Source organism: Streptomyces sp. NPDC046122, from assembly GCF_056429965.1.
On sequence record NZ_JBWKLQ010000016.1, the window covers coordinates 42,461 to 56,853 of the forward strand.

A 14,393-nucleotide genomic window follows, 5' to 3' on the forward strand; every position below is an offset into this window, starting at 1 on the left:
CATGCGATCGCGGAGGTGGCCCGGGCGCCACCGACATTCGAGCCAACCCCCCGGATCCGGCCCGGTGTTCGTGCGAGGCTACCGGTGAGTCACCCGGTGCGGGACAATCACCGGGCCGGTGACGATCAAGGGGGCAACGCACACATGGCAACCACCAGTACGATTCCGGGCCCGGCGGGGCTACCGCTGCTCGGCTCGATGTTCGACCTCAAGAACGACTCCCTCGGCACCTTCCTGAACTCCCAGCGCACACACGGGGACGTCGTCCGGATCACCGCCGGACCGCCCGGCATGCGCGGCGTCGTCTACGGCGTCTTCTCCGCCGAAGGGGCCCAGCAGATCCTGGCCACCGAGTCCGCCAACTTCCGCAAGGACAACCACTTCTACCAAGAAGTCCGCGAGTCCTTCGGCAACGGACTGCTGACCAGCCAGGACGAGGACTACCTGCGCCAGCGCAGGCTCGCCCAGCCGCTCTTCACCCGCCGCCGCGTCGACAGCTACGCCGAGGCCATCGCCGCCGAGGTGGGAGCCGTGACCGCGGGGTGGAGCACCGCGGCGGACTCCACCGTCGACGTCCTCGACGAGATGACACGACTCGCCCTGCGCGCCGTCGCCCGCATCCTCTTCGGCACGGACGTCGAGGCGGCCGTCGAGATCGTCGAACGCGCCTTCCCGGTCATGGGCGACTACGTCCTGCGCCGCGGGTTCTCGCCCGTCAACATCCCCCGCGACTGGCCCACCCCCGGCAACCGCCGCGCCGCAGCCGCGCACGAGGAGCTGTACGCCGTCTGCGACCGGATCATCGCCGAGCGACGGGCGGCCGGGCAGGACGCCGGGGACGGCGGCGGACAGGACCTGCTGTCCCTCCTCGCCGAGGCCGAGAGCGCCGAGGACGGCAGCTTCGACGCCTCCGAACTGCGCGAACAGGTCCTCGTCTTCCTGCTCGCCGGACACGAGACGACCGCCACCTCCCTCGGCTTCGCCCTCCACCTGCTCGCCCTCCACCCGGAGCAGCGCAAGCGGGCCCACGAGGAGGTCGACCGCGTCCTGGCCGGCCGTACCCCCGGCGCCGCCGACCTCGAGGCCCTGCCCTACGTGACCCAGGTGCTCAAGGAGGCCATGCGGCTCTTCCCGGCCGCACCGGTCATCGGCCGCCGGGCGGTAGCCGCCACCGAGATCGGCGGCCACACCATCCCCGCCGGCGCCGACGTGATCGTCGCCCCCTGGGTCACCCACCGGCACCCCGCGTACTGGGAGGACGCGGAGCGGTTCGACCCCGAGCGCTTCACCCCCGAAGCCGAGGCGGGCCGCCCCCGCTACGCCTGGTTCCCCTTCGGCGGCGGCCCGCGCGCCTGCATCGGGCAGCACTTCTCGATGCTGGAGTCCGTGATCGCGCTGGCGATGATCCTCCAGAAGCACGACCTGGAGGCGATCGACACAGAGGTGCCGATCAGCTCCGCGATCACCCTCCGGGCGACCGGCCCGGCACGCTGCCGCGTCCGGCCCCGTACCGCCTAGGCCGTCTTTCTCGGAGCCAGAGAAGCTGGGGTGAGTGAGGCAGCAGGGTTCGCCAGCCTTGAGTCGCTACGGGAAATCCACAGCTCAGCAGGCATGTGCTCCCCTATCAGCGACTGAAGCGACTCAACAACGAACACAGACCAGCGAAGCGTTGGACAGGGGGTGCGCAGCCGAGGGGAAGCGCCCTGCTGTGTCGACGGGGCCTGCTTCGTGGCACTTCAGCGACTCACCAGCGCGGCCAGCGACTGAGGGACCTTCGGTCGCTGCCAGGCGGGACTCCTAAAAGTGCAGGTCAGGGCCTTATGAGTCAGAGAACAGCGACTGAAGTCTTCTATATATGACGCACACGCACACTCAAGGTTGGGCTCATATATAGCGGCCGTGAGTAGCTTCAGTCGCTGCGCCTTCGCCTGCTGCCTGCTGCCTGCTGACCTGATCTTTTGCCGGTGCGCGGGGGAGCTGCCCCGCCTGCTGGGTCGCTTTGCTTCGGTCGCTGGCCTCTCAGTCGCTGCCACTGGGCAGCGAAGGCGGCGACCAAAGCGACCCGCCACCGGTATCTCCTGCCGTAACAGGTGGTTCATTCAACTCTGGGCCACAGTCGCTTCGGTCGCTGCGAGCTGGTGCACGCGAGGTGCCACTCAGGTAGCCGGGCCTCCAGGCGGCCAGCGACATCACCCGAGAGGACGCCGTGGCCCGCTTTGCGCGAGGGCACGGGGGCAATGCCTCAGCCGGACTCAGGGGAACTCGCGGAATGTCGCACACTCCCGCAGTGGGGCTGCCCCGGGGGCACGCTGAGGCTCCGCACGGGAATTGCGCCGGACGGGCCCCGCAGAACGCCCATGCAGCTGGCACAACCAAAGGCCCCCGCCGCCGCGCCCAAGGCTCCGGTCGCCCCGGCCCCGGCGAGGGGGCACACCGACCGCAAAGTTGACGCGCTCCGTTCGTGCCCCGGACGGCGTACTCGCTGCCCGGGGGCACGAACGGTCGACGCGCTATGGGCTGACCGTTGCCCCATGCAGATCATCGTTCTTCCGGAACTCCACAAGGCGCTACCCCGGGACTTCGGGCCTGGCGATGCCGTTGAGTACATCAAGGCCGTTCATGCCGCGCCGCCTCATCCTGCCGTGCCGGCTGAGGCGAGTGAACGGTTTCAGCGTTGCGCGGCCGCCTTCTGGTACGCCCGTCCGGCCATCGGAACCACCACGGCCAGGAGAAACAGGAGCACCGCCAACGCCGTAGGAAGGGGATGCTCCGCAGGGAACGCCCCGCTGGTCGGACCCCGTTCGTTGCCGAACAGATCCCGGCTCGCCGAGACGACCGCACTGACAGGGTTCCACTCGGCGAGGCCCCGTACCCAGCCCGGCAGCCCGTCCAAGGGTACGAACGCGTTGGAAAGGAACGCGAGGGGCATCATGATCACGCCGGACACCGCGCTCACTGTCTCCACGTTGCGCAGCACGAGTCCCAGCAGGGCCCCGAGCCAGGACATCGCGAAGCCCATCAGGAGCAGCAGCCCGAAACCGGCCAGCGTCTGGAGCGGGCCGTTGTGCGCGCGCCAGCCGATGGCGTACCCGACGAGTGTCATCACTACACAGCTCCAGGCGACGAGCAGCCCGTCCGCCAAGGTCCGGCCTACCAGGACGGAGGAACCGGAGATGGGCAGGACGCGGAACCGGTCCACCAGGCCGTTGTTGAGATCGCTGACCACGCCGACTCCGGTGGTGGTCATGTTGGTGAGCATCACCTGCGCGAAGATGCCAGCCATGATGTATTCCTTGTAGCCGCCCGGGCCGGGTGCCTGCATGGCGCTGCCGAATAGGTAGCCGAGGACGATGACGGACGCCACCGGCATCACGGTGACGCCGAGGAGGTGTTCCGGCATCCGGCGGATGTGCCGCATCCGGCGTCCGACGAGTGCGAACGAGTCGCTGACTGCCTCGATCATGCCGGCTGCTTCTCCTCGGACGCGGCAACGGCCCCGGTCGCTTCCGGCTCCGGCCGGGGCTCGCTCTGCTGTCCTGTCAGGGCGAGGAACACGTCGTCGAGTGTCGATCTGCGCACGGCGAAGTCCTCCGGCTCGATCCCGAGCAGTTCGAGACCCTTCGCTGCCGCGGCGATCGTGCTCACACCGTCGGTCAACGGTATGGAGACTGTACGGGTTTCCGGATTCGTCACCGTTTCCTCCGACGAGAGGCCGGACAGTGTCCGCTCCACGGTCGCCAGATCGGCGACGGAGGCAGCCGACACCTCCAGCCGCTCGCCCCCCGCCTTCCGCTTGAGCTGGTCAGGGGTGCCCTCCGCGATCACAGTGCCCCGGTCGATGACCGCGATCCGGTCGGCCAACTGGTCGGCCTCCTCCAGATACTGGGTGGTCAGCAACACGGTCACCCCCTCGGCCACCTGGTTGCGGATCATGTCCCAGAGCGTCCGCCGGCCGGTGAGGTCGAGGCCCGTGGTCGGCTCGTCGAGGAAAAGCACCTGGGGGCGGCCGACCAGGCTCGCGGCGAGATCGAGACGGCGGCGCATCCCGCCCGAGTACGTTCTCGCCGGACGATCGGCTGCCGCCACGAGCCCGAACTGCTCAAGGAGGTCGTCAGCCCTTGCCTTCGCCCCGCGCCGCCCGAGGTGCAGCAGCACGCCGATCAGCCGGAGGTTCTCGCGTCCGGTGAGCCGCTCGTCCACAGACGCGTACTGGCCCGCCAGACCGATACTGCCGCGCACTTCGCGCGCTTGGGTGGCCAGGTCGTAACCGGCCACGGTGGCACGCCCCTCGTCCGGCTCCAGGAGCGTGGTGAGAATCCGCACGGTGGTGGTCTTGCCCGCGCCGTTAGGGCCGAGGACGGCGAGGATCGTGCCCGCGGGTACGGCGAGGTCGACGTGGCTCAGCGCCTGGTGGTCTCCGTACCGCTTGCGGAGACCCTCCGCCGTGATTGCCGTCTCCATCGCGACTACTCCACTTCTCAGCTGGTGCGGGGCGGGTGGCCGGAACCCATCGCATGCGGGGGCTGCGGTGGGTTCCGGCGGTCTGGGACGCGCGCACGGGGTTCGGGCAGATGAGGGGCGGTTATGCCCGGGTCGTCGCGGAGTCCTGCCGCGCGAGGACGAGGGAGGCGACGCCGGCGATGTCGCCGGCGTCGAGGAGGTCTTCCTCGGGTATCTCGACGCTGTAGCGCTGCTCGAGGAGCACGGAGAACTCGAGCAGGACCAGGGAGTCGAGTTCGAGTTCCGTGAAGGGGATCTCGGGGGTGACCTCTCCCTTGACCTCGAGCTTGTCGATGAGGAGGGTGACAAGCTGGTCCTTGAGGGCATCGACGGTCATGGTGTGGTGCCTTTCGCGTGAGGACGGGTGAAAGTCAGACGAGGACCTCGGACACCTGGATCGGTGGCCAGGTCAGGGCGGCGGAGCCCCAGCTGAGGCCCCCGCCGAAGGAGGTCATGAGGACGCGGTCTCCCGAGCCGAGGCGTCCGTCGGCTGCTGCGTCGGTGAGGGCGAGGGGGATGGAGGCAGCGGACGTGTTGCCTACGCGGTCGAGGTGGATGAGCACGCGGGCCCGGTCGACCTCAAGAAGGTCGGCGACGGTGTGGAGGATCCGGACATTGGCCTGGTGTCCCGCGACCCAGTCGACGTCGGAGGCGGACCAGCCGACCTTCTTGAGCAGATGTGCCGAGGACTCTCCCATGCGGTGTACGGCGTGCGTGAAGATCTCCTTGCCGCGCATGGTGAGGTAGTCGTCCGCCTCGCCCGTGCCGTCCGGATCGGAGCGTTGGCGTGAGCCTCCGCCGGGAACAAGGGCCAGGTCCTTGAGCGTGCCGTCGCCGCCGAGGTCGAAGCCGGTGAGGGCACCGGGCTCACCGGGCTCCCCGGCCCGGAGGACCGCCGCGCCGGCGCCATCGCCGAAGATGACCGCCGTGTTGCGGTCCTGCGGGTTGAGCCGAGTGGACCAGATGTCCGCGCCGATGACCAGGACACGCTCGGCGATCCCCGCCGCGATGGCGCCAGCGGCAGAGGCAAGGGCGTAGACGAAGCCCGCGCACGCGACCGAGATGTCGAACGCGGCGATCGGCCCCAGGCCGAGGCGTGCGGCGACGTCCGGGGCGGTGGCTGGCATGGGGTGGTCGGGGGTGCTGGTGGCCAGGATGAGCATGTCGACCCGGCCGCCACCGGCTGATCGCAGGGCGCGTTGTGCCGCGGTCACCGCGAGATCGCCCGTGGCAGTCTTGGGGTCGGCCCAGTGCCGCTGGGTGATCCCGGTCCGGGTGCGGATCCAGTGGTCGTCGGTGCCGAGCCGTTGCGACAGCTCTTCGTTGTCCACCACGCGCGGGGGCACCGTGGCGCCGAGGCCGACCAGTACAGGGATGTGGCTCATGCCGGCCCCCGCCTCGTGGTGCCTCGCGGCTTGGTCAATGTCGCTCTCCTTGCCAATGTCTGGGCGGTCGGTGCGTAAGGAGCACCTGTCGGTCGTGTTACGTCGGTGGATTAACCGGATGCCGGTCGCCGTGATGTGCAACGGTGCGTGTCGTCGGTTCCTCGCGGAGGGCGGACCTATCCAGTGAGGTGATCCATGGCCTTCCCATAGGCGGTGGTGCCGGACAGGAGCAGGAAGCCCACCAGCGCGAACAGCCATGCCGTGTTTTCCCGGGCATTGACCCTGAGCCAGTGGTCGATCCGGCGCAGAGCGGGCTGCACCGCCCGTCGGGAGACGAGCCGGCCGAGCGCCATCAGTGCTGCAGGGGCGATCATGACCAGGCAGTACAGGGCCAGCATGGCGGCTTGCGCGAGCCACGGGAGACCGGAATCGCCGAGGGCGTCGATCGCGGCGAGATACGGGAACATCGTGACGATCTCCAGCGCGATGGCCATCAAGGCCACGGCGACCACACCTCGGGCCGTGGCCGACGCGCCGACCGCCGACTCCCGCCACCGGGTGAAGCGCCCTTCCCTCGCCTTCTCACGTCGCAGAAGGCCGTACCAGACCCCGATGAGGATGAGCACCACGCCGCTCCCCGCCGTCACCATGTCCCCGGCGGGCGAGTCCAGTGCGGAGCCCAGAGGCTCGCGTACGGCCGAGAGCGCGCTCAGCATCAAGAGGCCCAGCGCCAGATAGCCGACGGCGACGATCAGCAGATAACCGAAGACGTTCGCCATGCGCAGCGCCTGCGGGGTCAGCAGGAACCAGACTGGTATGGCCAGGGTGGACACGCTCAAGGTGTCCATCAAGGCCAGCGGAATGATGTGTCCCAGTACACCCACTAAAAGACTCCAGGGAGCCAGCTGTCCCGGCGGCCGGAGGCGAAGGCGATGCCGGTGAGGACGCCCGCGCTGCCTGTCCGCAGATCGCTCGACAGCTTGAAGTTGCGCGAGCCCGGGAAGTGCAGCTCGCCCTCGCGTGGCCGGATCTCGTGCAGGCCCAGTTGCTGCGAGTGCCGGGCTATCAACGCACGGGCCTGAGCTTCGACCGTCCCGTTCCGGGCGAGTGTGGACAGTCCGGCGACGAAGCCGGCACGCCCACGGAACAGACCGCTCTGCACCATGAGTTCAGGACCGGTCGCCCGCACCAGATCCACCACTGAGGCCTGTGCGGAGGTCCAGTTCTCGTGCCTGGTGAGTTCCGCCAGGACGAGCGCGGCGCCGCAGGATCCCACTTCGAGATATCCGAGGCTTCTGCGTCCGGCCTCGTTGAACTGCAGGGAGCCGTCCGCGCACCGGACGTAACCGGAGAGTTCGAACTCCAGTAATTGCCGGGCGAGGTCGACCGCGGCGGTGTCCCCGGTGCGCAGTCCGTGGCGGTGGACGGCCAGGGCGATGCCCGCCGCGCCGTGCATGAGGCCGAAGTGCGACACGTCCGGCTGTTCGCTCTTCACGAGGCGGTCGAGGTATGCCCGTGCCCGCTGGGTGAGTTCGGTACCGAGCTGCTCGGCGAGCCCTTCCGGCACCAGCGGTTCGGGGCCTGATGCCATCTCGGACGTGGCCAGGAAGATGCCGGCGATGCCGCTGAAGACGCTCAGTCCGATTCCGCCGCGGCCCTTCGCCAGGCTCGTCTCCACCAGCCACTGGGCGTGGTCGTGGCGCCCGGCCTTCCACAGGGTGTAACCGGCGCCTAGCGCGCTGTCGTACAGGCCGCGTTCAAGTCTGTGGGCCGATTCCCGGCTGCGGACGGCGATCCACTCGGTCACCTGTTCCGTGAGATCGGGTGCGTCCAGGCCCTGTGTGCCCAGCAGCGACCACAGCACTCCGGAGGCCCCCGTGGCCAGGGAGACCGGGGAGAGGGAGAAGCCGGTGAAGTCCCCCCGGAAGAGACGGTCGGTCCGGTCCTGGTCCATGGTGGCCCGGAGCCCGGTCACGATCTGCGACGCCCAGGTCTCGAATCCGAGCGAGTCGTCGAGGTGACTGGAGGCGAGCCCTGTCGGGCCGTCGAGTGCGGTTTCCGCACGATGTGCAACGCGCAGCACTCGGTTCGCCCACTCCTCGGGCAGGTCGTACCACGTCCGGCAGGCCTCGACGATCTGACGCAGCTTGGTCCCGTCCATCCGGATCAGATGGGTGAGAGGCATGTAGCAGGAGAGTTCCAGCATGCACAGGGCGTACTCGTCCGCGGCTCGCCCGGTCCTGGTCAGGTCGGTGAAGCCGGGCGCTCCGGGGAACGGCCGGGGCGCGTCCTGCGGGAGGCAGGTTTCCAGGTCGATGAGCTTGATGTCGAGGTCAGGGGTGACCATCACGTTCCCCGAGTGAAGGTCTCCGAAGACGTAGCCTCGATCCCAGATCGCGTCCATCGCGTGACGGACCTTTTCCAGGATGGCGTGGACGTCTTCGCGGTAGACCCTGATGTCCTCGGGTGTCGGCGGCTCGAAGGGGTCGGGGCGGACGAGGAAGGGAACCCTGGCGGCGCACCATTCCTGGAGGGTGGTCCCGTCGACGTATTCCATTGCGGTGAAGACGTGCGACTGCCAGCTGAACTGGTCGTAGGCCTCGGGGATGCCCGGCAGTGCGGAGAGGGTCCGCATCGCCTGGTATTCGTTGATGGCCCGGGCGACCGAGTCGCCGCCGACCAGGTCGTATCCGGCGAAGGGCCGGGCTTCTTTGAGTACCAGTTGCCGGCCGGTGTTCTTGTCGGTGGCGAGGTAGACACCGCCTCCGTTGGAGAAGTGCAGCGTCTTGTCGATGCGGTACGGCGGAACCGGCCCGCCCGCGGTGGGCGTCGCCGGCTTGAACGCGTCCGGGATCTTTACGAACGACGGGGCATTGAAGGGCACGGACCTGCGGTCGGGGACGAGATGACCGTCAGGGTGCTCGAGGGCGAGGATCGGCTTGCCCTCGCCGGTACGGCAGTACCGGCGGGTGTAGGCGCCGTACCGGACGTGGACAACGCTCTGGTCGACCTGGAGGTCGGACAGGATGCGGGGGCCCTCCGCGTCGGCGAGCAGGCCGACCAGCTCACCGGAGAGGGTGACGGACTGTTCCTCGGTGGCTGGGTAGAGGACGAATCCCTTGCCGCTGACCTGCCGGGGCGCGTACTTGGCGTTGATCAGCCACGCGTACTCGTAGCGGGCCAGGAACTTGAAGGGGACGCCGCGCGCGAAGCAGAACGCCGAGACCTTCTCCCGGAGTGCCTCGAAGGTGTCGGGCGTGACAGCGATGTGAATCTTCCACCCCTGGCCGGTGACGGGTTCGCCGCCGGGCCGGCAGACGGTCCAGATGCCGTGTTGGGCGTACTGCCATCCGTCGGCGTGAATGACCGGTACCAGCCCACGCCGTATCGCCTGGAACCTGGTGTCGCCGGGGTCGGCCTTCCAGCGGGCGATCTCGTCGTACGAGTCGGGGTCGGCGAAGGTGTAGAAGAAGTGGTCCATGCCCGGCCTCTTTACGCGTTCACAGGTGCGGTTGGGGTTGTGGTCTCTGTGTCCGGCGCCATGGTGGTGGCCGCCTCGAACGTGGCGATCACGTCCCACAAGGGGGCGGTCACCTCGGTATCGGCCCCCGTGGAACGACTCGTGCCCTTCCGGGGCTCGACGAGGTGATAGTTCGGAACGTCGGTGAGGCGGGCCAGCACGTCGCCGATGATCGGGTTCTGTGCGACCCCCGGCGGGAAGGACGGGGCGATCACCACCGGGGCAGGGGTGCCGAGCGCGGCAAGGAAGAAGGGCGAGGTGCCCGATCCCGATGCCAGCCCCGACAGGAAGGCGACGCTTGCGGGGAAGACGATGATGCCGTCGTAGTCGGCCGCGATCTTGGTGTGCACCGGCTCCCGTCGGCCGTTCACCGTTTCCCAGGTGTTGGAGACGACCGGGGTCTGCGTCATCGTGGCGAGGGCCGACGCACTCACGAAGTGCTCCGCGGTGTCGGTCAACCCCACCGTCACCTTGTAGTCAGGGCGGTTCGCGGACAGCCAGTTGAGCCAGAACGGCAGGTGTGCGGTGGAGAGTGTGCCTGTGGCGACGAGGAACAGGCTGGCCTGTCGCGCCTTTGCCGCGTCACTCTGGTCGAGCCGGGGCATCGTTTTCACGTTCCGTCCCTTGCTTGCGTTGCTGCGGTCAGTCGTCGCGCGAGTCCCGGCGCCGTTTGCCGTCCTCGTCCCACCGGCGGTCGTCGTCCCGCCTCCGGTCCTCGTCCCGCCTCCGGTCTTCGGAGGACTTAAGGCCGAAGTCACTGCGCAATTCATCAACAAGCCCCCGAGGCTTGGTACGTCGATAACTCTCCGCGAATTCAAGGCCTCCGAAGAGGACCAGTGCGATACCGAACGGCCTGCCATCGAACCAAATGAATTCGGTATCCGGGAAGGCGGCGATGAGTACCACGCCCACCGCGATCAGGGCAATCCCGAAAATCCTCTTCAAACTTGTCGACACGATCGATCGACCTTTCTCTGTCCGTAGCAACCTAGGGTCTGGCTCAACCAGGCTGCGCAGCTTGTGAGTTGACGGGCCGGAATTTTACATGCCGGAGATGGATCGCGCAGAGCGAGACTGAAAATCGCCTGTCTGAGCAGGCCGAAATCTTGCGATACCAGGTAATGCCCGCCGGGGATAAAGCTCACGTCCACGTCCTCGCCGAGCTCCTTCCATCCGGCGAATGCGTCCCTGGGGACCAGAGGATCGCAATCGCCGGCGAAGACTCTGACCGGCACCGACAGTGGGCGTTCCTGCGGCTGATGGCGGTATTCGGCGCACATGCGCGTGTCATCCTGCAGCAGGCCGAGAAAGGGCCGGACCCAGGCAGGGTGCCGGACCAGCCAGTCAGGGATGCCCCCCATGGACTGCAGACGGGCCAGCAGTGCGTCTTCGTCGTCCTGGGCCGTGAAGCTGCCCCACGGTATGTGCGGCGCACCGAACGCGGCAACGGCCAGGGCCTTTGGCCGCCGCTCGCCATGCTGCTCGAAGTGCCGGGTGAGGAGGTAGGCAAGGAGCCCGCCCATGCTCTTTCCGAACAGCACGAAATCGTCGTTCGTGTGCGGCTCCAGTTCGGCAGCGAGCGCCGGAATCAGCTCCTCGGTGCTGAGGTGAAGTCTGCGGCCCGAGTTTTGCCGGACCGGAATGGTGACCGGCACGACTTCCACGCCGGCCGGCGCGTACTGGACCCACGGGCGGAACACGGAGGCGCTACCGCCCGCGTGATGAAGGCACACCAGTTTCGTCATCGCGCTCCGCCTCCCCTGCTCACCATGTCGAGCAGCCGATCCGACAGGGCGACGATGGTCGGGTTGTCGAACACTATCGATGGTGGCACTTTGCATTCGAGAGTCCGCTGTATGCGGCTTCTCAGTTCGATGGCCCTGAGCGAATCCAGGCCACGGGCGAAAAGATCATGCTCGTCCGTCAGGCCGCCGGTGCTGTCCCCGAGCACGCGCCCCACCTGTTCCCGTACGAGGGAGAGCAACAGAGCTCGGCGGGTTTCCGGCGGAGCCCCGTCGAGTACAGCCCGAACGCCTTCTTCGGCATCGGCGCGCTTGCCGCCCGGCATGTCAGCCAGGAGGCCACGCAGTGCGGGTGCGTTGCGGTCCTCGAACCGGTTCCAGTCGGCCGGCAGGACGGCGACGACGGAATCGGGGTTCTCGCCGGAGAGCAGTCGCTGCAAGGCAGCCAGGCCGTCGGAAGTCGGAATGACATGCTCGCCCTTGCCGACAAGGACGGCGTTCAGCCCCGCCCGCGCGCTCATACCCGTCTCACCCCATGACCCCCACTGGATCGCGAGACCGGGCAGTCCTAGGCCACGCCGGTGGGACGCCAGGCCGTCGAGGAACGCGTTCGCCGCCGCGTAGGTGGCCTGACCCGGGGTGCCGAGCAGCGACGACGCTGAGGAGAACAGGACGAAGAAGTCCAGTGGCCGGGCGGCCGTCAGGGTGTGCAGATGCCACGCACCCAGCGCCTTGGGCGCCATGACCTGTGCGAACCGCTCCGGTGACTGCAACAGCAGGACCCCGTCGTCCAGGACGCCGGCCAGGTGCAGCACTCCGGCTATCGGGGGGAATGCCGGGTCGGCGTCGATGCGCGCGAACACCCCTGACAGCGCGTCGTGGTCCGCGACGTCGGCGGTGAACGCCGACACGGTGGCGCCGTCGGCGCGCAGTCGCTCGATCAGGTGGCGCGCGGCCTCCCCCGGAGGTGTCCGGCCGAGGAGCACGAGATGGCGCGCTCCGGCCTCGCACAGCATGCGTGCCGACTCCAGACCGAGCCCGCCGAGTCCGCCGGTGATCAGGTAGGTGGCGTCGGGGCGTACCGGGTGCTCAATCGGCATCGCGGTACCCGGCGCGTCGGCCGGTTCCGCGCGGCCGAGGACCTCCACGTGCCTGCGGTGGCCTTCGTAGCCGACCCGGTGCTGCTCGGGCTGGTGAACCGTGCCGCTGAGCAGGGCGAGTTCCGCGTACAGCAGGGCAGCTTGGCTTCGGGTGTCGGTACGGGGATCGAGGTCTATCTGGGTGATGCACAGCTCCGGGTGTTCGCTGGCTGTCACCCGTCCCATGCCCCACAGCGCCGCGCCCGCAGGCCAGGTGACGGGGCGGCCGGCCACGGGCTGGGCGCCGCTTGAGGCCAGGCAGAGCCGGGGCGCGGCCGCGTCGAGCATGGCAAGTCGCTGGGTGAGGCGGAGCATGCGTCCGCCTTCCGCCACGGCCTCGGCGCTGGCATCGTCCGTGCCTCCGCGGCCGCTGCGGCACACGGCGACCAGGTTGTACGGGGAGAGGTCTACGTCCTCCCCGTAGCCGTCGACGACCTCGCAGGTGACGCCGTGAACCCGGGCGAAGTCGGAGACTTCCCGGCCCAGTCGGCCGTCGGCGATCACCAGCCACCGGTGGGCCGGGACGGGGGCCGGTTCCGGCAGCGCGGTGGGGGTCCAACGGGTCGAATGGAGCCATTCCCTCCAGTTCTCGCGTCGTGCCGGGATCATCGCCTCTCGCGCGGCGCGCTTGAGCAGGACGCCGTCCAGGGCCAGGACCAGAGTGCCGTCCGGCGCGATGAGGTCGATGTCGGCGCGGAGGATCCCCGGGTCCTCTTCATCGGTGGGACGCAGCCGTGCGTGGCACCATGCCTCGGTCCCTGCGGCGATGGTCTCGATACGGATGCGGTCCGCACCGAGCGGTACGTACGTCCTACGGCCCAGCTTCTCCGGGTACGTCACCGTCAGTGCGAGGAAGCATGCCTCGATGAGTACGGGATGAGCCCGGTGGAGAGACGCCTCGGAGCGCAGTTCTGGGCCGAGGCGTACCTTTGACAGGGCGTTCGGGCCCTGCTGCCAGAGCTGTTCGGTGACCTGGAACAGCGGCCCGAGGTCGATTTGCCGTTCGCGCTCGCGCTGGTAGATCTCTTCCGGTCGCAGCTCATGGCCCTGCAGTGCGTTCCGTTCCACGTTCAGCCGTTCGAGGCCGTACGACCGAGTGGTGCTGGGGGCGGCCAGCGTCAGGCTGCCGGAGGCGTGCAACGTCCAGCTTTGGTGGGCGCGCTGGGTTTCTTCGCCCGTGGCCAGGAGGCGGGAGTGGACCTCGAAGGTGTAGGTCCCCTCCTCCTCCGGCTTGAGGGCGATCTGGGTCTGACGCGGGGCGTTCTCATCCGGGAAGGACATGGCGTGGTGGATGTGGAAGTCCCGCAGTTCGGCGGGGGCCGGCCCGAAGACCTCTCCGGCCGCGGCGAACGCCATCTCCATGTACGCGACGCCGGGCAGTACCAGGGAGTCGAAGACCCGGTGATCGCGCAACCACGGCAGGGTGCTCACGCTGGCGACGGAGTCGAAGCGAACGCCCCCCTCATCTGCGAGGTCGAGCCGCCTTCCCAGGAGCGGGGTCGTGTGCGGGGCGGCGATCGTTGTCGCCGGGTCCGGGGCGGCGATCCAGTACCGCTCACGCTGCCACGGATAGGTGGGAAGAGGCACTCGTCGCCGGGCTGGGTCTGCGGTGACCTCGTGCCAGTCGAGGTCAATGCCGTTCTCGTAGAGGCGGCGGACCGCGTCGAGGAGCTGGGTCCACTGATGGTCCGGCCTCGTGCTGGGGACGAGTGCCGCACCGGGCTCATCGAAGAGCTCTTCGGCGAGTGGCAGCAGTGTGGGTTTCGGGGCGATCTCCAGCAGGGTGCGGACACCGAGTCCGTGCAGGGTCGAGGCCGCGTCGTGGAAGCGCACGGGCCGGGTCGTCTGTTCGACCCAATAGCTCCAGTGGGCGAGGTCCGAACCGATGTCCTTGCCGGTCACCGTGGAGATGATGTCCGTGCGGGGCTCGTGGTAGGTGACGGTCCGGGCGACGGCCTCGAACTCGGCGAGGGTCGGTGCACCGCCGTCTCCGTCATAGGCACCTACGGCGAGTACAGCACGCCGGACAATCTGCGGTCGGCGACGTGTACAGCATCCAGGCCCCGATGACCGCCGAGGAAGCGGAGTGGCGGCGAGCGCGGGTCGG

Annotated in this window: 11 protein-coding genes; 1 reads left to right on the top strand and 10 read right to left on the bottom strand. The window is 68.5% G+C overall.

The window, feature by feature from the left end; all coding sequences use genetic code 11:
• Positions 1-144 precede the first annotated feature (144 nt).
• A complete protein-coding gene (locus AC07FK_RS29470) occupies positions 145-1,518 on the top strand; it encodes a cytochrome P450 (RefSeq protein ID WP_479107992.1) in 1,374 nt (457 codons plus the stop codon).
• Between the two features lie 1,150 nt (positions 1,519-2,668).
• Here AC07FK_RS29470 and AC07FK_RS29475 read toward each other — a convergent pair.
• The 10 genes from AC07FK_RS29475 to AC07FK_RS29520 all read right to left on the bottom strand — a co-directional run bounded on the left by AC07FK_RS29475 (position 2,669) and on the right by AC07FK_RS29520 (position 14,188).
• On the bottom strand, positions 2,669-3,463 hold the full coding sequence (locus tag AC07FK_RS29475) for an ABC transporter permease (protein ID WP_479107993.1): 795 nt from the start codon (positions 3,461-3,463) through the stop codon (positions 2,669-2,671).
• Complete coding sequence (locus AC07FK_RS29480; RefSeq protein ID WP_479107994.1) at positions 3,460-4,461, bottom strand: ATP-binding cassette domain-containing protein; 1,002 nt, start codon at positions 4,459-4,461, stop codon at positions 3,460-3,462. Before AC07FK_RS29480 ends, AC07FK_RS29475 begins: the two co-directional genes overlap by 4 nt.
• Before the next feature lie 121 nt (positions 4,462-4,582).
• Positions 4,583-4,837: an acyl carrier protein gene (locus AC07FK_RS29485; protein ID WP_479107995.1), complete on the bottom strand. Its 255-nt coding sequence runs from the start codon at positions 4,835-4,837 to the stop codon at positions 4,583-4,585.
• A 34-nt stretch (positions 4,838-4,871) separates the two neighbouring features.
• Positions 4,872-5,885, bottom strand: a complete 1,014-nt coding sequence (locus AC07FK_RS29490) for a beta-ketoacyl-ACP synthase III (protein WP_479107996.1) — start codon at positions 5,883-5,885, stop codon at positions 4,872-4,874.
• A gap of 176 nt (positions 5,886-6,061) precedes the next feature.
• Complete coding sequence (locus AC07FK_RS29495; protein WP_479107997.1) at positions 6,062-6,769, bottom strand: GAP family protein; 708 nt, start codon at positions 6,767-6,769, stop codon at positions 6,062-6,064.
• Positions 6,769-9,366, bottom strand: coding sequence for a class III lanthionine synthetase LanKC (gene lanKC, locus AC07FK_RS29500; RefSeq protein ID WP_479107998.1), 2,598 nt, complete (start codon positions 9,364-9,366; stop codon positions 6,769-6,771). Before lanKC ends, AC07FK_RS29495 begins: the two co-directional genes overlap by 1 nt.
• Positions 9,367-9,377: 11 nt before the next feature.
• On the bottom strand, positions 9,378-10,010 hold the full coding sequence (locus AC07FK_RS29505) for a flavoprotein (protein WP_479108077.1): 633 nt from the start codon (positions 10,008-10,010) through the stop codon (positions 9,378-9,380).
• 37 nt (positions 10,011-10,047) lie between these two features.
• Positions 10,048-10,350: a hypothetical protein gene (locus tag AC07FK_RS29510; RefSeq protein ID WP_479107999.1), complete on the bottom strand. Its 303-nt coding sequence runs from the start codon at positions 10,348-10,350 to the stop codon at positions 10,048-10,050.
• A complete protein-coding gene (locus AC07FK_RS29515; protein ID WP_479108000.1) occupies positions 10,347-11,150 on the bottom strand; it encodes a thioesterase II family protein in 804 nt (267 codons plus the stop codon). The genes AC07FK_RS29510 and AC07FK_RS29515 overlap by 4 nt, the downstream gene beginning before the upstream one ends.
• Positions 11,147-14,188: a type I polyketide synthase gene (locus tag AC07FK_RS29520; protein WP_479108001.1), complete on the bottom strand. Its 3,042-nt coding sequence runs from the start codon at positions 14,186-14,188 to the stop codon at positions 11,147-11,149. The genes AC07FK_RS29515 and AC07FK_RS29520 overlap by 4 nt, the downstream gene beginning before the upstream one ends.
• Positions 14,189-14,393 lie beyond the last annotated feature (205 nt).

Coding starts and splice junctions, on each gene's coding strand:
- AC07FK_RS29470 (WP_479107992.1), top strand. CDS start 145: ATGGCAACCACCAGTACGATTCCGGGCCCGGCGGGGCTACCGCTGCTC.
- AC07FK_RS29475 (WP_479107993.1), bottom strand. CDS start 3,463: ATGATCGAGGCAGTCAGCGACTCGTTCGCACTCGTCGGACGCCGGATG.
- AC07FK_RS29480 (WP_479107994.1), bottom strand. CDS start 4,461: ATGGAGACGGCAATCACGGCGGAGGGTCTCCGCAAGCGGTACGGAGAC.
- AC07FK_RS29485 (WP_479107995.1), bottom strand. CDS start 4,837: ATGACCGTCGATGCCCTCAAGGACCAGCTTGTCACCCTCCTCATCGAC.
- AC07FK_RS29490 (WP_479107996.1), bottom strand. CDS start 5,885: ATGAGCCACATCCCTGTACTGGTCGGCCTCGGCGCCACGGTGCCCCCG.
- lanKC (WP_479107998.1), bottom strand. CDS start 9,366: ATGGACCACTTCTTCTACACCTTCGCCGACCCCGACTCGTACGACGAG.
- AC07FK_RS29505 (WP_479108077.1), bottom strand. CDS start 10,010: ATGCCCCGGCTCGACCAGAGTGACGCGGCAAAGGCGCGACAGGCCAGC.
- AC07FK_RS29515 (WP_479108000.1), bottom strand. CDS start 11,150: ATGACGAAACTGGTGTGCCTTCATCACGCGGGCGGTAGCGCCTCCGTG.